Source organism: Sphingobacterium sp. UBA5789 (assembly GCF_002418355.1).
In the GTDB taxonomy this organism is placed as follows: Bacteria; Bacteroidota; Bacteroidia; order Sphingobacteriales; family Sphingobacteriaceae; genus Sphingobacterium.
This window is the reverse complement of the sequence record NZ_DIDX01000004.1, coordinates 1,079,635-1,099,180: the sequence shown is the minus strand read 5'-3', so window position 1 is coordinate 1,099,180 and position 19,546 is coordinate 1,079,635. Positions and strand designations below refer to the sequence as shown.

Genomic DNA, 19,546 nt, shown 5'->3' with positions numbered 1-19,546 from the left:
TTTATAATGTTTTGGTAATCGTTAACTGTGACTGTCTTTTATCTGGTCCGGGATATCCGATCAGTATATTTTTGTCGTTTTCTGTCAGTTTAATTTTGAGTGTGTTGTCTTTCGTATTATCAATAGCATGGTTGATCCACCGGATACGGATTGTCATTTCAAAAAATCCGGGTTTGAAAATCAATTGTCTGTTTGCATCCAGCAATTCAAAATCAACCCCTTCTTTCAGACCATCGCCTACCAGCACCTGGTAGGTAAGTGTGATCGGATCATATTGCATTTTTGAACTTAGATTAACTTTATATTCCACGGTTTCATTACGGGTGGACTGTACATTGACAGCGTCCAGATTATTAACATGGATATAGAAGAAAGGCTGGTCAAACGGTTCCATTTTATTTTCATCACAGGAGATGTAAAATAAAGACAGGAGTAAGAAAGCTGTAGTATATATTATTTTTTTCATTACTGTCATTTTTTATTGATTAACGGTTGGGTTTGGCTGCATCAGAGGATTTATATCCAGTTCTGATCTTGGTATTGGCATGACGAACCTGTCATTCGGATAGGTCAGCTGACACAGATTTGAAGTACAGCCCGTTCCTCTGTTAAGAGATTCTTTATATCTCATGATATCATAGATACGTTGATTTTCAAAACCCAGTTCTTTTCTGCGTTCCAGTTTGATGATTGCGAATAATTCCTCCGGAGTGGCATATGTTATCGTGATCAGGTCTATAGAGACATTACGTGCGCGGGCTTGCAGGAGCTTGATATCCGATACGGCTTCCGTATAGTTTCCTAACCGGAAGTTAGCTTCTGCTCTGTTGAGATAAAGTTCTGCCGAACGTACGACTTTCACATTCAAAGGCCAGTTATCATTGATGACACCGTCCTCTTTACCATATTTGATACTTCTGTAATAATTAGTAGCGGGATCGATCTGAAGCATTGTTTTTCGGATATCCTGATCAGAGAATAAGGAAACATAATCCGGAGCCGCATAATACTGATACTCTACAGGTTCTGAAAACAAATGCTGAACCGTCCCTTTTGCGTATTTCTCCAGATTGAACTGCCATATCACTTCAGAAGCAATGGAAGAATAATCTGTACGCTGAGCAGTTGCTGTAAACATTTTTTTATAATCTGCTGAGCTCACCAAAGGGTATTTATTAGGCGTGATCAATTCTGATGTTTGGTTCACTACGTTCTGATATTGCCCCATGTATAAGTAAATACGTGCTCTCAACGCTTTAGCAGCATCTACAGATGCATATATTTTTGTTGGGACATTAGGGTTTTGGGAAAGTAACTGAATACATTGTTCAATATCAGCCAATATCTGCTCATAAACAGCACTAACCGATTCTCTGGCTACATGTGTTCCCGCAGGAGGCGTTTTGAGCAGGATCGGGATTCCCAGGTGTGAAGCATCCGGGCTGTAGTTGTATTGCTGTGCATATATATTAGTCATGTCAAAGTTGCACAGTGCACGTAGCAACAATGCCTGTCCCAGTATAGATGTCGCCTGTGCCTTGTCTATACTTGATTCCAAAAAAGGTTCTGCACCGTTTATGATGTTATTGATATTGTTTAGTGCAGCATACCCATTTCCCCACATTAATCGTGTAGCTCCGGCTTCGTCCTGATCATTGGCTACATAATTAAATTCTGTTTGCATCACCGGACTTGATATCCCTGTCCTGAAAGCGACATCATCTCCCCTCAAATCTCCATAGACTCCATATTCATTCATATGATATCTGGCCATCAGATTATAAGATCCGTCAAGCGCATTTTTTAATCCGACTATGTCCCTGAAAACCTGTTCTTTTCCCAGTTTTCCGATTGGGTCGACCTCAAGGAATGATTTTCCGCAGGACGATAATATAAGTGTTGCAGCAATGCTGCTATATAATAGTAATTTCATAATTGTATTCTTTAAAATGCAACATTTAAACCGAGTGATATAACAGTTTCCTGTGGCATTCCTTCAAAGGAATTTTTATAGGTATTTCTGTCACTGTTTCCGTTAGGTACCCACATAAAAAGATTATCTCCCTGTATATATGCTGATGTTGTTTTCAAACCAATTGCTTTTGTCCAGTTACTGGTCAGATCATACGCTAAACTCACATTCTGAAGTCTTATATTGCTGGTACCCATCAGATAGCGTGTAGAATTTAAGGTAGAACTGGTCGTCAGATTAGATAATCTTGGCGTCAGGGCCAGATATCCCGGATACTGCCAGTGATCCAAGATATTGACAGACTGGTTTCCGCTCAGGATATTTAGTCCGTCTGATTCGTTGTTACGTGCCAGCCTGTTGAAGGAAAGTCCGCCTTTGCGATAAAGAACAAGGAAGGATAGATCGAATTTTTTGTATTTGATTCTATTGGTAATACCTCCGTAAAAATCAGGATTCGGAGAGCCGATAATTACTCTGTCATTTGCACTATACGTTTTGGTGACATTGCCGTTGATGTCATACCACATAGGATCACCTGTTGCGGGATCTACGCCAGCCCATCTTACCAGATAATGCGAACGGGAATCGTAACCCTCCGTCATAATAGTCGTGCCGGATGAGCGTTCGAAACCGTCATAAAGTTCTAAAACCTTGTTTACGTTATGGGAAAGATTGAAGGATGTACTCCAGTTGAAATTTTCCTTTTCAATGTTGATTGAGTTTATGGAAACCTCCACACCTTCATTTTTTAATTTTCCTACATTGCGATATACGGCACGTTGACCTACGGTCATAGAAACAAGCGCATTGTTGATCAGATCTTTGGTGATGTTGTTATAATATTCTACGGCTACATTGATTTTTTTATAAATGCGGGCATCAATACCGGTATTGAACATGTAGGTTTTTTCCCAACGCAAATCCTCATTGATACCTGTGGTCATGATAGCACCGGTATTTCCTCCATATCCGTAATCTGCTGAATAGGTGTATATCCCTTTACTCAGATCCGATCCGAATCTGGAGTTACCTGTTGTTCCGTAAGAAGCTTTTAATTTAAGGAAATCTACAATCTTACTTTTCCAGAACTCTTCCTTACTCACTGTCCAGGCAGCGCCATATGAACCAAAAGTTCCCCATTTAACATTTTTACCGAAGTTGGAATCACCGTTTTTTCGTAACGTTCCGCTGAACGCATATTTGTCGTTCCAGACATAGTTAAGATAGCCGAAGTAGGATAGAGAGGTCTTGTCATCTCTGGAAGTTGTCCCTCTTCTGTTGGTCTCTGCTACGAAAGATACTTCACGGATATTATCATTGGGGAAATTGCTTCCTGTAGCACTTACACTGTGGCGTTGCGTCCGGGTCGCTTCCATACCCAGTTTAGCGCTCAGACTACCTTGCCATAACTGATTGTCATAGTTCATGGTATTGGTCGTTACCCAATTGGTGACCTGTGTCTGCTGACGTTGTGCACTTCCGTTTTCAGACTGACCGGACAGGTTGTACATGGATTTGTACTGGTCTTCGTTAGAGCTTGTGTAGTTCAGACCACTATTGTTCCGAAACATTAGACCTTTGAAGAGTTGTATATCTACACCTCCGGAGGTAAAAGCGTCCAGAGTCTTCTGTGTCCAGTCATTCTGTGCAGCCTCTGCAAGACTGTTCATCAGTCTGTTTCCTCTTTCGTCTCTCAATGCAAAATCCCCGTTCGGAAGGTAAGGATTTACAATAGGTACCCCCAGATAATACTCATCTCCTACAAGAAACAGGTTGTTGACATTGTATGCACCACCCACTATAACTCTGGCTGTAATTCTACTGCCGATTTTGCTTTCTACATTACTCTTCAGACTGTATCTTTTGGTGTCATTGGCAATGGTTGTACCTTTCTGATCATATATCCCTGCTGAAAGGTAATAACTGTTATTTTCACTACTACCTGATACCGAAAGGTTGTGCAGTTTGGTCACTCCGGTTCTGAAATATTCATCATACCAGTTTGTATTCACGGTAGGATCGAACATTGCAATATCATTCGACATACCCATATCTTCTATAATCTGACGATATTGATCTCCGTTCAGTACTTTGAATTTGGTGTCATTGATTTTTTGTAATCCTCCGCGGAAATTGTATCCGATACGTGTCGGTCCTTTCCCTTTTTTTGTAGTGACCAGGATTACTCCGTTAGATCCGTTGGCTCCATAGATGGATGTGGCTGTCGCATCTTTCAATACGGTAACAGATTCAATATCATCCGGATTAAGATAGGTGAGGGGGCTTATACTCACATTCAGACCGGGCGTCATATTGGTGGTTCCGCCAGTATAAAGCGGTACTCCGTCAAGCACCCATAACGGTTCGTTAGACGCATTCCCGTTTGGAGCTGAAGATTCACCCCTGATACGTGTGCTGAAGCGGCTTCTCGGTGAGCTGTTGTTTTGATCCTGAGCCTGAAATTGAACACCGGGTACTACACCTTCTAACAATGCATCTATTCTTAATGCCGGTCTTTTTTCCAGATCTTTTGATGTAAGCGTAAAGGCACTACCCACCTGATTGGCTTTGGTTTCTTTAGTCCCGTATCCTGTCACAATTACCTCATCCAGGTAGTCATTACTCTGTTCCAGCACAATATTAAGAGGAACGCTCGTATTTGTTACCGTAACTTCTTTTTTCTGAAAACCGATGTAGGAGATTACCAACGTGCTGTTTTTCTCTGCTTTAATGTTAAATTCACCGGCATTATTAGTTTTGACAGCATTGGCTGTGCCTTTTACCTGCACAGTTACACCTACCAGACTATATGGGGTGGGATTATCCGTATCTTTCAGTAAGATCTTACCGTTTACATAGCTGTCCTGTTTTACTTTGGTTGTAGCATGGAATAAGGTTATGGTCTTATTTACTATTTTGTATGCCAGATTCTCTTCTTTAGCGATTTTTTCCAAAGCCTGATTGATGGTCGCATCCTCCAGTTGGATTGTTAATCTTTTGTTGTCTACGACATTGTTTTCATAGAGAAAGAAGTATCCCGATTCTTTCTCCAGTGTTTGTAATACATTGCGTAAAGACTGGTTTTCTGCTTTTAGTGTAATGCGCTGCGCAAAGGTATTTGCTGATGCCATGGTAACCATTCCTAAGGTGAGAAAGGTTGCCATATTTACAGGCAGCAGCAGAGCCCTGACGATAGCTAAACTTTTTTGTAGAGGTTTAGATTTCATATAAATGATTTAGTGATTATTTTGAGTTTTTAAATTCGATGCTAACGGTACGGTCTTTGATTTTGAAACTGCCACCTGATACTGCACTTAACATATCCAGTACATCAGACAGAGAAGAATTTCGCTGTATTTTTCCGGTATATAATTTTTCCGGTACAGGGCTTTGGTAATCAAGCTGTACATTATAAAACCGGGAGAGATTGGTAAGTATGTCTGTCATATTCTGATTGGAAAAAGAAAAGATAGATGAAGTCCATTCTTTGCTAATGCTTTGATCTTCCTGTTTGGATTCCAGTCTGCCAAGCTCGTTGATGACCGCTTGCCCGGGAAGAACAATTTCAGATTGTACAGGAGTATTTAAGGCAATCTTACCTTCATACAGATGAGTTACATTGGCTTCGTCATGATAGGCTTTGACGTTAAATTTAGTACCCAGAACACGTATTGTCTGATTGTCTGAAATTACTTCAAAAGGAACTTTTTCATTTTTGGCAACTTCAAAATAGGCTTCTCCAACCAGTTTGACCGTTCGGGTTTGTTCATTGAATGCCGGCATAATAGTTAGTTTAGATCCAGCATTCAGCCATATTTTTGTTCCGTCATTCAGTACGAATTTATAGAGTTGTCCCTTTGCTGTGGATAGTGTCAGCAGCTGTTCACTTCGGTTTTTCTGATAAGCAGTCAGGTTATCGAAAGCGTTGGAGTCTAAAAAGGCTTCCATCGTTGAATTAATCTGTTGCTGTTCTCCGTCGGTGTAATTGAGATGTACTCCGGCCTGAATACTCAGATCTGCAGGCTGGTCAGGGTAGAGACGAAATGCAAGGTATCCCATAACAAGAAGGGCACTTGCTGCGGCTGCTATTCTGAAATACACAATCCGGCGTAATGGCTGCTTGTCCTTACGTCTGGTTATCTCTTTCAGAATCCGGTTTTTTATTTCTTCTTCGTCTGTCGCAGCATCTACTACAGCACTTGAATCGTCAAAACTAGTATACCAGTCTGTGATAATAGTTCGATCTGCAGGTGTGGAAATTCCCGAATTAACTTTTTGTATAGCGTCTTGTACTTCTTTAGGAATGTGCATAGATGTTTAAGTTGTTCAGTGATATAGTACACGAACTCTTCAACTACGCACGATTTAAATTGAAAAAAATGCAAAAAAAATAATTGTTTTTACAACTTTTCGTAATATTTTGAGCACTTTGCTGATTTGATTTTCAACAGTACGGGGGGAGATGTCTAATTTGTCAGCGATTTCTTTACTGTTTAGATGATCCTGTCTGCTGTATCTGAAGATAAGTTGCGTTTTTAATGGTAATTTTTCTACTTCCTGAAAAATTAATTCTTTTACCCACTTGTAATGCAAAACTTCATCCAGATTATAATCTTCTAACTGATCGAATAATCCATACTCGTTTGTGTAAAGATGCTTCTGACTTTTGTTGATATGCTTTATGATGGAAAATTTGGTTGCCTGGAATAAATAGGCCTCAAGGTTGCGTATATTCTGGGGTTGTGTATGCGTCCAGAGGGATAAAAAAATATCCTGAACCAAATCTTCTGCAATGGCAGGTTCTTTAATACGGTTTAGACATATTGCATAAACAACCTTCCAGTGCCTTGTGTATAATTCGGTAAATGCAGTATGGTCTTTTTCTGCGAGATATAGTAATAATTCGGAATCTGGAATAGATTCGTAAGCCTTCATTCTTCTAACACCACTTTTACAACGCTAATATACGAAGATTAAACAGTTATCTGAAAAGGGGTAATGACAACTGTTCTATTTATTAAGAGCTGTTCCTGCTAATTTTGTTTCCTTATACGTATATACATTGAATGGATAGCACCATTTGGCAAGGTACTTAGCTGTAAAGCTTGTGACCGCCATTGGAATGAAGAGTAAATAGCCTCCGGGGACAATGCTGCAGATTAAAAACAGAGCTGTCAGCGGAGCGTGAATAGCCGCTGATAAAGTAGCTGCTGCTCCGAAAAGTGCAAAATTCAACACAATAAGTTCGGTTCCCAGATAGGTATTGCACAATTGTGCAACGAGGACACCTAAAAAAGCTCCTGCGACTATGCTTGGCGCAAATACTCCACCGTCCCCGCCTGCACCTAATGTGAGAGAGGCGGCAAGAGGTTTTAGAATAACTAAAAGCAGCACTGTGATTCCGAACGGAATTGTGAATGATTGCTGTGTACCCATTTTAATAATCTCATGAAGACCATGATAGCTGTCTCCATATAAATAGGGGAGAAAGAAAATCAGAATGCCGACTGTAACAGCACCCAGATTTACTCTTAAAAAATTGTTACGGATACCTCCGAACAGCTTCTTTGCATGTATGACAATCTTTGTAAAATAAAGTGCCAGTATTGCGCCTAAGATTCCGACTCCGATAATATAAGGCAGAGCTGCCCAGTTCCAGGTCTCTACGGTATAGGGGAGCAGTCGTTTATTGTCAATTAGATAGATAAACAGACTTGCGATCAATACTGAACTTGTGCAACTGATTAAAATGGATCTGCTGACTTTGCGTGCGATTACTTCCATTGCAAACAACCAGCCGGCAACCGGACTGCCGAATAAGGTGGCTACTCCAGCGGCTACTCCTGCACAGATCAGTTCATTTTTATAGGCAAATGCTACTTTACTTTTTTTATGAATTGCATTTCCAACTGTGGCTGTCGCCACCACTGTAGATACTTCGATTCCGGTAGAACCGCCGAATATAACCGTAAGGAAGCCATTAAAGTAATGAGAAGGGATCTTGAACAGAGGAAGATGATCTTTGCGTGTCTCTAATGTTGTGTAGATTTCTTTTATACCCTTATTCTGCCTTTTTTTGAACGCATATTTTCGCAGAAAATAGATAATTGTTATGCCGATTGAGGGTAGTATAATATACAGGAAAGGAGAGATCTGTCCCGTTTTTTGAAATATTTTATGCTGGTAAGTTTCCGTCAGATGTTTTAAGGAATCAGCCAAAAGAGCGCTGGCAAGACCAACAAACAGAGATGCAACAATAAGTTTGAGGGAGTTATACAATACAATTTTTGTTCTCATTTTTTTTATTTTATCCTCAGAAAGCGGGGGAGAGACTACAAATTTATCAGATAAATTATCCGAATCCAAATGTTGTTTTATGGATCACCCTTTATTCTTCAATTTTTCTATGTAAGTAGTGCTGTAGTATACAGGCAGGTTTTTGAATGTATTTCTATGGAATTCCCCGTTTTCTATCATCCTGTTAGTAACAACATATATCCGTTCTGAAAATGATCATAACGAATGCTAACCTATTAAGACAGACATGCCAATAATATAACAAGTATAATATGAAGAAAACAACCGTCCTTACTCTATCTTTTTATATGCTTTTCGCCTTACTGACAGTAGCCTGTCAATCTGATATTCCAAAAGAAGAATACAGGAACTATACCGCTACGCATAAGAATGTTAAAGCATATATGAATTTAAGACTCGGAGAAAAAACATTCCATGGCAAATACCGTATAGTTTTTCCAGGCAATGCAATTGACTCCGGTGAAGTAAAAGGCAAGGTTCTTAATGATACCTTAATGGGAGATTATCGTTATAAACAGTACGGCTGGAAAGAAATGAAGATAAGACCTTTTATTCTGCTACACAAAGGAGATTCTCTTATTCAGGGTACTGGTATGGAATTGCTATATCTGGGTGTTTTCTATTTTGCCCCTGAATCTATCAGTTTTGAAAGTCCCCGTTTTGTTTTTTATCCCGACCATTAAGCATTAAAGAATAGGAAGAGACCGGACAAGGGATTGTAGGTCCGGTCTGTCTCGTTTATCAGAATTTCAATTTCTCTTCCAGTAATTCCAGATGCTGATCTGTGAAATCCAGATGTGTCACAAATCTGACCAGATATTTACCGAACGACACACAGTGTACATCGAGATCTTTTAGTTTCGCAACAAAATCCACCGATTCCATTACTTCAGATAATTCAGCCAGCACAATATTTGTTTCTACAGGATATACATTCTTAACGTATGAATTCTGAGAGAGGATACGGCCAATTTCTTTCGCTCTGCGGTGATCTTCTTTAAGCAGAGCAATGTGATGATCTAACGCATAACTTCCTGCTGCAGCGAGTCCTCCGGCCTGTCTCCATCCGCCACCCATTACTTTTCGGAAACGTTTGGCTCTTGCGATCACAGTAGAGGTGCCTATTAACAACGAACCTATCGGGCAACCAAGACCTTTGGATAAACAGATGGATATACTGTCAAACACTTGTCCGTAATCTTCAGGTTGTTGATCTGTTTCCACCAATGCATTAAACAACCGGGCTCCGTCCAGATGTAAGATAAGTCCCTTGCGGACACAGACTTCTTTTATTCTTTTTATTTCCTCAAAATCGTAAATACTTCCTCCACCTTTATTAACGGTGTTTTCTAAGGATACCAGACTCGTTATCGGCTGATGGACATCGTTTGGGTTATTGACAGCATCTTCAACCATCTGTGCCGTGATCCTGCCACGGTCACCATCTAATGTTCTGACCGAAGCAAAGGCATTCAGTGCTATACCTCCGCCCTCATACAGATAGATGTGTGATAACTTATCACAGATGACTTCATCTCCGGGTTGTGTATGTACCCGTATGGCAAGTTGGTTCGTCATAGTACCTGTCGGACAGAATAGCGCGGCTTCCATTCCAAACATTGCTGCAACTTTTTTCTCCAGTTGGTTCACACTGGGATCTTCACCGTAGACATCGTCTCCGAGTGCGGCATTTTCCATAGCTTCCCTCATACCTGCCGTAGGCAAAGTAACGGTATCACTTCTTAAATCTATTCTCATAATGTTGTATTTGATTTGTTCTTGAGCACCATAGCACGTTGCATAAAACTTTGCTCTGCTATTCGTTGCTCGGTTTCCTGTATAGCCTGAAGCAAATTATTTTGATTATTGGTTATTTCTGTCAGCACGGTAGTCATGAGGTCCCATACGGGTTTCATTTCTGCAATTAATGCAGCACCTTTAGCTGTGAGTTGCAACAGGCGCTTGCGTTCATCAATCTTGTCTTTTTTAGATCGGATCAGTTTTTGAGTCTCCAGCTCTTTCAGCAGATTAATAGTAGAAGGGTGGGTGTAACTGATTTCACTGGCGATCTCTACCACACTTAAGGTACCTTTGTGAAATAAGGTATACATGACCGGGAACCATTTTGGTTCAAAATCAATATCAAATTCTTTATATAATAATGTTCCTTCTTTGCGTAATTGTTCACTCAGACGTTGTAAACGAGTTGATAAAGCCAGTATTCCCAGACTGTCTATTATGTTCATTGTATCTTTTTTAATGTCAGTGGATTAATGCGAAATTTATTAATATACAAAACTACGTAGTTGAATACATATATTCAAATTTTTTTTGAGATTTTAGTGATTTAATACTCTTGACTTTTTCTAAGTATTCTTAGATACTTAATAGTTAAGAAGAGACTACAACGGAATAGCTGTTACCTGATGACTATCTCTGAATTGCTTATATTTTTCAAAAGCGTACTCAGGACAAGCTCCTTCTTGTGAGGTAATAAATGCACCTAATGATACGGCCTGATGCATGATTTCATGTGGAGAAGCTCCATGTTCCAGTCTTTTGGATAAGAAACCTGCTAAAAATGAATCTCCGCTACCTACGGTGTCTTTGACTTCCACTGCTACTGTCGGGTATAAATAAAAATCACCTTTAGAAGCATATAATGCTCCTTTACTGCCTTTAGAGACAATAATTTCATTCATGCCGAATATATCCTGAAGATAATTGATGCTATCTTTCTCATCTTCGTAAGTCTTGCCCAGAAAATCCAGCATCATACGGAGTTCTGCTTTGTTGAATTTGGCTAACTGTGTTTTATGTAATAATTCTTTAATGAGTCTTACATCGTAATATGGCGGTCTCAGATTGATGTCAAATACATTGTATTTGCTTGCTTCCAGTAATTCGAATAACGTATTTCTGGATTGTTGTTCGCGGGCAGCAAGAGTACCAAAAACAAATGCATCTGTCTGAGCAAGTAATTCTTTGTCTGTGGCTCTGCTGCTGATAAAATCCCATGCAACGCCCTGTACAATCTCATAATGCGCCTCATTATTTTCATCTAATGAAGCAATTACTGTACTCGTAGGATGGATATCGCTGACCTGAATACCATCTGTATGCATATTCCAATCGTTGAGTTGCTGTATAATTTCTTCACCCAGATTATCTTCTCCTATACTGCTGATCATCGTTACGTCAACACCCATTTTATAGAGATGATAAGCCACATTAAAAGGTGCTCCTCCGATTCTTCGCTGACCTTCAGGGAAAATATCCCATAAAACCTCCCCAAAGCAGGCTATTTTTATTTTATTATCCATCATGGTTATTTGTAGTATTTAGTATCGTATACCGTGAATAAGTATGACCATACTTTTATGTCCGCTATACCGATGATACATCATCAGTATTTAAGATGTATGTTTATTGTTTCCCTAATTTACATAATTTACGATATGGTCACCTTAATTAAGTGCTGCATATTCTCAGAAAGAATAAACCTGCACTGAAAATTGTAATAAGGCACGGTTATCTACCGGATTCCACATTCCCCACAAACCCAGAGGAAACTGATAGTCTCCGATCTTAAAAGGTTTGGAAAGCATAAGGCTCAATTCATTAAAACCAGCTTCTTTAGAGAAGAAATTGTTTTTTTCTCCGGCAGTATGCAATGCAAAGCTATAACCTAATCTGGCACGCAATTCCAGATCATCTTTTTTGAAAACAGGATATTCTCCGGATACAAAACTGGAATACTTATTCGCAGTATTGCTGCTGTTTCGGTCACGGCCAAAGACTACAGTATTCCAACTCAATACCAAAGGAAGATGATCACTTATCGTATAATAGGAACGAAAATCCCAAAACCTTCCGGTTTCATCAGCCGTATAATTAAAAAACTCCTTGTTGTTATAAGTGGCAGCCGGAGAGAAATTATAAATGTCCCATAACTCTACTGTGATATGCTTGCTTTTATAGCCGATATAATTATTAAATTCTTTGTAAGATCCGTCTGCGTCACCTCCTGCCCAGAATCCGCCATAAAAATTTTTATAATCTACATGGATATCTCCGGTATAGACCAGACCTGTAGCCACCTCTATTCCCCGCCAGAGATGACTGTTTCGCAATTGTAAAGCAGAATGTATTTCCTGTGCGTACAGGCATATGTTTCCAAAGATCATTGAAAACAATATCAATAATTTATATCTGACCATTTTGAATGGATTATTAAGAATGTATTGCGCTATAGCGTGAGCTGAGGTTTATAAATATTAATTTACTATATCTTTTGGTCTGATTCGTGAACCGAATAAGGCATACGAAAGCATAAGGAGTTCGCAAATAACCGTGATAGACCATGTCCATCTCCAGGACCCGAGCATATCAGCCAGTCCTCCCTGAATAAGAGTAAAGACAGCTCCGCCAAATACGGCTGAGATAAATACACCGGAAGCTTTGGAAGTATATTTGTTAAGTCCTTTTATGGACAATGAAAAAATACAGCTCCACATAGTAGAATGCAGCAGTCCGATAGCAACCAAAAACCACAGATTTTGTGTGATCATAGCAATAATGGCAAGTAGGGTAGCTAATATTGTCGTGACGGTTAATTGTGTTTTTGCTGATATATTGGTAAAAAAACTGGAAATTGCTCTTCCGACCAGAAATCCACCCCAGTATAATGTGGAGAGCAACGCATGTATTCCCAGATCAACCCCTCCGATAATAATATCTGTCTTACCAAAAAAACTCATCGGCTGTCCGGATTCCATAAGTTCAAATGCATGTAAATTGATATTTGCTCCAATGGCGACTTCTGTCCCCACATAAAAAAAGATAGCCATGACACCTAAGGCAAAGTGCCGGAAGGACCAGATACTTCTCTCCAGTTTTTCACCGGATGCTGCTCGTGTATTCTCAATATCCGGAAGGTGCAGTTTACGGGTGACAAGTGTAACAACTATCACACAGCCTATCAAAGCCAGTATGGGCATCAGCAATTGTTTTATCTCGATGTTGGCGATTGATATTCCGCTAAACATGACTACAGTTACAAAAAATGGAGCTGAGGTCGTTCCGATCGAATTGATCGCTGTTGTAATATTCAATCGTTGCACAGCTTGTGTCCCCGGCAGTTCATATGAAGCGACATAAGGATTCACAACAACTTGTATAACTGCGGCAGAAGTTCCCATCAGATAGGAACCTATAATAAATATTATAAAACCATAAGGCAATGCTGCGTCCGCAAAATGCAAGGCAAGATGAGGATACTGATAACCGAACCAGGAAGAGCATAAGTACATCAGCAGTCCCGAAATCATAAATACCAGTCCGCGAAGTAATGTATTTTTGTAACCTGAGGCATTTACCCATTTACTGGCCAGGGTACCGTTGAGCAGATATCCTAAAAAAAAGAAGAATGAAATTAAAGTTGTGAAGGTGTTTTTCAGACTACCTGCTTCCGCCAGAAAGGTAAATTTCAAGGGAGCTTGTAATTGCTCATTTACCGTAGTCAGAAAACCGACTATAAAATATATAAAGGTTACAATAGCAAAAGGCAATATGCTATTACGAAGTTTTGTTTCCATAATTTTTTAATGTTTATATCTGGTTAGAATATTAGTCCAAAATTGATTGTAATACGGCTTTCACACCTTTTTTCAGGATACTATCAGTAAATCCGGAATAGAGATTTACAAAAGAAGATACTGTAGTCAGATCCGTGCTGCGAAAAGCAGATATCCGGAGAAAATCAACCGGATCAGGACTGTCTGTTCGCTCGCGATCTTCAGCGGTAAGCCAGGGCTCAGCTATTTCAAACGGCTGTTGGTTGTCATCCGTCTGATATTTGAGGTAATGCCTGTAAGAGGCAATTAAAAAGGCAACACGACTCAGTTCCTGATCATCTTTAATCATTTTAATAAGATTAGGCATGATGTATACCGGAAATTTGGAGATGCCATCAAAACATAGTCTGCTGATCTGATCACTCACTGCCGGATTAGCAAATCTTTCCAGCAGTGTTTGTTTATATTCTTTCAGATCAATTCCAACCGGTGCCGGCACATGAGGTGTGATATCTGTATCCATAAAATCACGGACAAATTTCACAATTTCTTTATCCTGCATGGCTTCATCCACTTTGCGGTATCCGATCAGAAAAGAAGGGTAGGAGAGCAAGGTGTGAGAAGCATTCAGTAAGCTGAGTTTCATGTTTTCATAGGTGCTTACATCATCCGTAAACTCTACGCCGACACGCTCCCAGGCTGGTCTTCCGGCAATGAAATTATCTTCAATTACCCATTGGATAAAATCTTCGCAGTAAATAGGTGCTTTATCATCAATACCGCTTTTGCTGTTCAGGCGCTCTATATCCTCTTTTGTTGTCGCCGGTGTGATACGGTCTACCATACTATTGGGGAAAGTGACATTTGTTTCCATCCATTCTGCGAGTTCGGGATCCTGAGCTGCAATGAAAGTACTAAATGCACGCCTGGCTGTATTCCCATTGTGCTGCAGATTATCACAGGAAAGAATCGTTACACCTCCGTTACCTTTTACTTTACGTTGACGGAGACCTTCTGCTATAAAACCAAAAACGGTGGACGGATTGGCCGGATGATTCAGATCATATTTTATTCTTTCATCGTCCAGCATAAATTCATTTGTGACTTTATCCAGGTTATAACCACCTTCCGTAATCGTAAGCGTGATGATCCGGATGGCACTATCCGCAATTTTTTGCAGAAGCTCCTGCTGATCTTCTCCTGCCCAAAATAATTCAGAAAGAGAACCTATCCTGTAGATTTCATGTTCGCTGTCTCTTCCGCAAACTGTAAGGGTGTAATCCAACTGTTGTGACCGCAGGTTTCTGACGAGTTTCTCATCTGCCGGAAGCAGACAAGCCCCGCATATTCCCCATTGACGTTGATCTTCGTCACCAAGAAGCTGATCTGTATAGAATGCCTGATGAGCCCGGTGAAAGTTGCCCACTCCAATATGCAGAATTCCTGACTGTATCGTATTACGGTCATAATTATATGTATGTACCTTCATATTACATTATTTTTGGTTTAAATAAAATGCGAATTGGTTAACCAAATTTATAGGAATAGGGATCTTGGAATAGCATGTGTGTCAGTAAATTATTTCTGGGATCGTTCCCAAAGTTGTGGGAACGATCCCAGAAATGCTTGTTTTTCTTAACTTTGAAAAAATACATGCTGTTATGAAGCGTATCACCATTAAAGATCTTTCCAAATACTTGTCTTTGTCCACCTCTACTATATCCAGAGCATTGGTGAATGATAAAAATATCCATCCCGAAACCAAACAAAAGGTATTGGAGATGGCAGAAAAGATGGGCTATAAACCGAATCCTACTGCGCTGAATCTGAAGTATGGGCAATCCAAAAGTATTGGTTTTCTTGTTCCGGAGATGACTACGCCTTTTTCAGCAAAGGTGTTACAGGGTATTCAAAGTATTCTGTATCCTCTGGGATATAGAATTATTATCATGCAGTCTGATGAAAATCCGGAGATAGAACGCAAAAATCTGTTGATGCTGGAAGAATTCAATGTGGATGGTATCATTATCAATCTTTGCCATGAAACCTATAATATCGATCTTTATCAGCAGATTATAAATAGAGGAACAGCTCTTGTCTTTTTTGACAGAATACCTGCCAAATCATTGAAGGCCTCCAGAGTAATGGTCAACGATCATATCAAGGCTTCCCTTATGGTCGAACATCTTATTGATACCGGACGTAAAAGAATCGTACATATCAAAGGACCTTCTTCCATTCGGAATGCCACAGAAAGAGCATTGGGTTATGAACGCATATTAACCAAACATGGTATTTTTGATCCCGAATTATTAGTCAAGACAGATGGCGCAACATTTGAACATGGCAGGAACGTGGCAAAGCAACTTCTGATTAAAAACATTAAATTTGATGGTATTTTCGCTTTTACAGATACACTGGCTATCGGGGCGATGAATTACCTCCTGGAGCAGGGTATAAGTATTCCCGGGCAGGTTGCTATTGCCAGCTTTTCAGGAACAGAACTGGCGACCATTGTACATCCGCAATTGAGTAGTGTGGAACAGCCGCTGACAAAAATGGGAGAGGCAGCAGCCCGTTTGCTGTTGGATAAGATCAAAGATAATGCAAGTGAATGCCAAACTATGGTGATGGATGCGGAATTGATCTACAGGGCATCTACATTGGGATAACCAGCTGTGTACAATAAGAATAATCTGATAAATAATCTTTTAAACCGGAGTGGATGCAAACAGAAAAAGTTTATGAGTTGATGGGCTGTAAAATACCCGTGCATTTTACAAATCAGCTGATCAGTATCAAGGGGCCTGCTGATCTTAAAAAATACCTCTCTGAGGATATAGATAACAGATCTGCAGTTCTGGTCAGGCATATTAAGAAGGATTATTTTGAATTAATAAATAAGGAGCTCCTTATTACAGATGATTCTATGATTATCGAGATATGGGGACATGTATTTGCAAGTCATATTGCCGGTGCAATCAAAAATCTGGTCCAACTCAGACTCATAGAAGATGTTGCAGATTTTGTTATTAAGAGGGGAGATGTCATAGATTGTGGCGAAAGTGAAGTTGATAGTAACCGGAAGATATGGGATGTATTGTCTGGTTTCAAAGGAATTATCCTCAGTTTTATGTAGATATGATTCTTAGGCCGCTGGTTATATGTTGACAGCAATCTTATTTTTTCTTTTTTAATTTGCTAATATTTTTAGTATTTTTGTTATTCATCCATCTGTCATTTATTTTGGCCGGGGGTTGATAATAATCGACTAAATTATGGCAACACATTACTCCGTAATAACTGATATTAAAGCAATTATATCTCATGCAAAAGATAGTGCAATACGTGCTGTTGATCATCAGCGTACGCTGATGTACTGGAATATCGGACAACGTATTTTTGAAGAAGAACAGGAAGGTAAAGAGCGGGCGGACTACGGCAAATACCTTACTGAGTATATAGCACAAGAACTTGAACCAGAATTCGGGAGTGGATTTTCGAAAAGACAGATTGAGTTGTTCCGGCAATTTTACAGAGTGTTTCCAATTGCGAATACACTGTATTCGCAATTAAGCTGGAGTCAGTATAAGTTAGTTATCCGATTGGATAATGCGGATCAACGGGAGTTTTATATTGCCGAAACTATAAAAAATAACTGGACTGTCCGTCAGTTAGAGCGGCAGATATACAGTAATCTGTATGAGCGGCTGTTGATGAGCAATGACAGGGAGAGTGTGCTGGCAGTCGCTAAAAAAGAAAAGCTCCCTTCTGACGCGAGTCAGATTATAAAAGACCCTATGATTCTGGAATTTCTGGGTCTGAAGAGAGAAAATGCCTATTATGAAAGAGATCTGGAGACAGCCATTCTCACACATTTACAGGAGTTTTTATTGGAGCTGGGAAATGGTTTTTCATTTGTGGCGAGGCAAAAGCGTATACACATCGAAGGGGATGAATTTTTCCTGGACCTTGTCTTTTACAACAGGCTTTTACAGTGTTTTGTAATTGTCGAGATTAAAACAACCAAACTTACTCATCAGGATATAGGTCAGTTACAGATGTATGTAAATTACTATGATCGAATTGAAAAACTTGACCACGAAAACCCCACAATAGGTATACTGTTATGTGCCAATAAAAATGACGCCGTTGTCAAATTTACTTTACCTGAAGGACAAAAGCAGATTATAGCCAGTCAGTATAATCTTTATTTGCCTACTGCTCAGCAATTGCTGGACGAAATGAACAAAGAATTGGAGAGTTTTAAAGAGAAAGCGGAAGGTGATTAAGGAATATCATTAGGTATAAGATAGCTGTGGTTCTGTTGGACGATTACTAGCTGAAACCAGTGATTTTGAACAGATAATAGCCTGATCGGGTAACATTACGTATCATAAGTTGTATTTTTAGATAAAAGAGATCGTAATAAAGGAAAATATACTACAGATTTCAGACGTTTATAAATAAAATAACAGACATGACGAATGAGGAACTGACAGCCCTTGAAAAGGCGTCTTATAACGGTGATGATAAGTTGATCAGCGATCTGATCAATCTACTGGACGGAAAGAAAAATTTTGATGATTATAAACTCAAATCTTCTGTCAGACAGTTCATCCAAAAGGAAAATTATCAGATTCTGAATGCACTGATTGATAAAGGACTGATTGAAACAGATCTTTATGAGTACGATCGTTTCAATGGCAGCGTGATAGAAGTACTTATTCATCCCGGCATTACAGATCAGCAAGCTTTATCTGCCTATCTGGACTGGTTGCCGCAGTTATTGAATAAAATAGATGATATAGATGAAGAAGTCAGCGGAGTAACATTGCTTCAGTATGCATTGGGTATCGGAGCTCCCCTTGGATCCCTGCAAAAACTTGTAGCATGTGGAGCAGATATTCATCAGAAAGATAAATACGACCAGTCTCTGTTATATCATGCCTGCAGCGTATCGCCTATGAATGTTAAAAATGCGCCTGAAATCGTTGCCTGGCTGCTTCAAAATGGAGTAGAAGTGGATGCTGCAAACGTAGAAAACAGAACGCCTTTGTGCAGGGCAGTTTCTACCGGAAATATTTCCCTTCTTACTTTGTTGCTTGAAAATGGTGCAGACCCCTCCGTACAGGATTGGAAAGGTGAAAATGCATTTTATCATGCTGCGGTACATCTGCATAATAAAGATATGGTAAAGCTTCTGTTGGAATACCAGACTCCTGACTGGCATATGCTGACTAAGCAAAATGAAAATCTCCTGAATGCATTTCTCCGGGCTATGTTGAATGGGAATGAAGATGATTTTGAGATACTTGAATTGTTTCTTGAGAATGGTGCAGATCCCGAGATGACAAGTCAGTACTATAGCGCAGAGAAATCCGGACTGGACTGGATTGCCGAAAAACCCTTTGAAGTAATGGAGCGTTTGCTGGAGAAAGGATATTTCCGGATAGACTATCAGGATAATGAAGGAAATACACTCCTTCATAAAGTTTGCCGGTTCAATGTAAATTATGAGGAAAAGGCAGCTAAGGACCTTTACCGTAAGGTCAAACTTTTGCTGAAGGCAGGGACAGATCCGAATGTCGAAAATACAGCAGATAAAAAAGCGGTAGATTATGCGATGGAGGATAATCTTAAAACCAAAACGGTAGAACTTTTATTAAATCAGTAGAAA

Annotated in this window: 17 protein-coding genes; 5 read left to right on the top strand and 12 right to left on the bottom strand. The window is 39.7% G+C overall.

Annotation, left to right across the window (positions count from 1 at the left end; genetic code table 11):
* Position 1 precedes the first annotated feature (1 nt).
* The 6 genes from B4B65_RS14140 to B4B65_RS14115 form a co-directional block, all read right to left on the bottom strand.
* Positions 2-466 carry a hypothetical protein gene (locus tag B4B65_RS14140; RefSeq protein WP_293916219.1) on the bottom strand — a complete coding sequence of 155 codons (465 nt, stop codon included), beginning with the start codon at positions 464-466 and terminating at the stop codon, positions 2-4.
* 12 nt (positions 467-478) lie between these two features.
* Entirely contained in the window at positions 479-1,933 is a 1,455-nt protein-coding gene (locus B4B65_RS14135) for a RagB/SusD family nutrient uptake outer membrane protein (RefSeq protein ID WP_201679654.1), read from the bottom strand.
* A gap of 11 nt (positions 1,934-1,944) precedes the next feature.
* Positions 1,945-5,199: a SusC/RagA family TonB-linked outer membrane protein gene (locus tag B4B65_RS14130; protein WP_293916218.1), complete on the bottom strand. Its 3,255-nt coding sequence runs from the start codon at positions 5,197-5,199 to the stop codon at positions 1,945-1,947.
* A gap of 16 nt (positions 5,200-5,215) precedes the next feature.
* On the bottom strand, positions 5,216-6,283 hold the full coding sequence (locus B4B65_RS14125; RefSeq protein WP_293916217.1) for a FecR family protein: 1,068 nt from the start codon (positions 6,281-6,283) through the stop codon (positions 5,216-5,218).
* A gap of 54 nt (positions 6,284-6,337) precedes the next feature.
* The gene (locus tag B4B65_RS14120) at positions 6,338-6,907 is read right to left on the bottom strand and encodes an RNA polymerase sigma factor (protein WP_201679651.1); all 570 of its coding nucleotides are present in this window, start codon (positions 6,905-6,907) and stop codon (positions 6,338-6,340) included.
* A gap of 75 nt (positions 6,908-6,982) precedes the next feature.
* On the bottom strand, positions 6,983-8,269 hold the full coding sequence (locus B4B65_RS14115; protein WP_201679650.1) for a chloride channel protein: 1,287 nt from the start codon (positions 8,267-8,269) through the stop codon (positions 6,983-6,985).
* A gap of 272 nt (positions 8,270-8,541) precedes the next feature.
* On the opposite strand from B4B65_RS14115, the gene B4B65_RS14110 reads away from it, so the two are divergent.
* Positions 8,542-8,973, top strand: a complete 432-nt coding sequence (locus B4B65_RS14110; RefSeq protein WP_293916216.1) for a hypothetical protein — start codon at positions 8,542-8,544, stop codon at positions 8,971-8,973.
* A 58-nt stretch (positions 8,974-9,031) separates the two neighbouring features.
* Here the strand turns inward: B4B65_RS14110 and B4B65_RS14105 are convergent, their stop codons facing one another.
* The 6 genes from B4B65_RS14105 to B4B65_RS14080 form a co-directional block, all read right to left on the bottom strand.
* A complete protein-coding gene (locus tag B4B65_RS14105; protein WP_293916215.1) occupies positions 9,032-10,048 on the bottom strand; it encodes a threonine aldolase family protein in 1,017 nt (338 codons plus the stop codon).
* Complete coding sequence (locus B4B65_RS14100) at positions 10,045-10,536, bottom strand: MarR family winged helix-turn-helix transcriptional regulator (RefSeq protein WP_293916214.1); 492 nt, start codon at positions 10,534-10,536, stop codon at positions 10,045-10,047. Before B4B65_RS14100 ends, B4B65_RS14105 begins: the two co-directional genes overlap by 4 nt.
* 156 nt (positions 10,537-10,692) lie before the next feature.
* Positions 10,693-11,616 carry a carbohydrate kinase family protein gene (locus B4B65_RS14095; RefSeq protein WP_293916213.1) on the bottom strand — a complete coding sequence of 308 codons (924 nt, stop codon included), beginning with the start codon at positions 11,614-11,616 and terminating at the stop codon, positions 10,693-10,695.
* A 162-nt stretch (positions 11,617-11,778) separates the two neighbouring features.
* Positions 11,779-12,510, bottom strand: a complete 732-nt coding sequence (locus B4B65_RS14090) for a hypothetical protein (protein WP_293916212.1) — start codon at positions 12,508-12,510, stop codon at positions 11,779-11,781.
* Positions 12,511-12,567: 57 nt separating this feature from the next.
* Complete coding sequence (locus B4B65_RS14085) at positions 12,568-13,887, bottom strand: MFS transporter (protein WP_293916211.1); 1,320 nt, start codon at positions 13,885-13,887, stop codon at positions 12,568-12,570.
* Positions 13,888-13,918: 31 nt separating this feature from the next.
* A complete protein-coding gene (locus B4B65_RS14080; protein WP_293916210.1) occupies positions 13,919-15,355 on the bottom strand; it encodes a mannitol dehydrogenase family protein in 1,437 nt (478 codons plus the stop codon).
* A 172-nt stretch (positions 15,356-15,527) separates the two neighbouring features.
* On the opposite strand from B4B65_RS14080, the gene B4B65_RS14075 reads away from it, so the two are divergent.
* From B4B65_RS14075 to B4B65_RS14060, 4 genes are all read left to right on the top strand, one after another.
* The gene (locus tag B4B65_RS14075; protein ID WP_293916209.1) at positions 15,528-16,538 is read left to right on the top strand and encodes a LacI family DNA-binding transcriptional regulator; all 1,011 of its coding nucleotides are present in this window, start codon (positions 15,528-15,530) and stop codon (positions 16,536-16,538) included.
* A gap of 53 nt (positions 16,539-16,591) precedes the next feature.
* Entirely contained in the window at positions 16,592-17,005 is a 414-nt protein-coding gene (locus tag B4B65_RS14070) for a hypothetical protein (RefSeq protein ID WP_293916208.1), read from the top strand.
* Between the two features lie 139 nt (positions 17,006-17,144).
* Positions 17,145-18,158 (top strand): PDDEXK nuclease domain-containing protein, encoded by a 1,014-nt coding sequence (locus tag B4B65_RS14065; RefSeq protein ID WP_293916207.1) that lies wholly within the window; start codon positions 17,145-17,147, stop codon positions 18,156-18,158.
* Between the two features lie 188 nt (positions 18,159-18,346).
* Entirely contained in the window at positions 18,347-19,543 is a 1,197-nt protein-coding gene (locus B4B65_RS14060) for an ankyrin repeat domain-containing protein (protein ID WP_293916206.1), read from the top strand.
* The last annotated feature ends 3 nt before the right edge of the window (positions 19,544-19,546 follow it).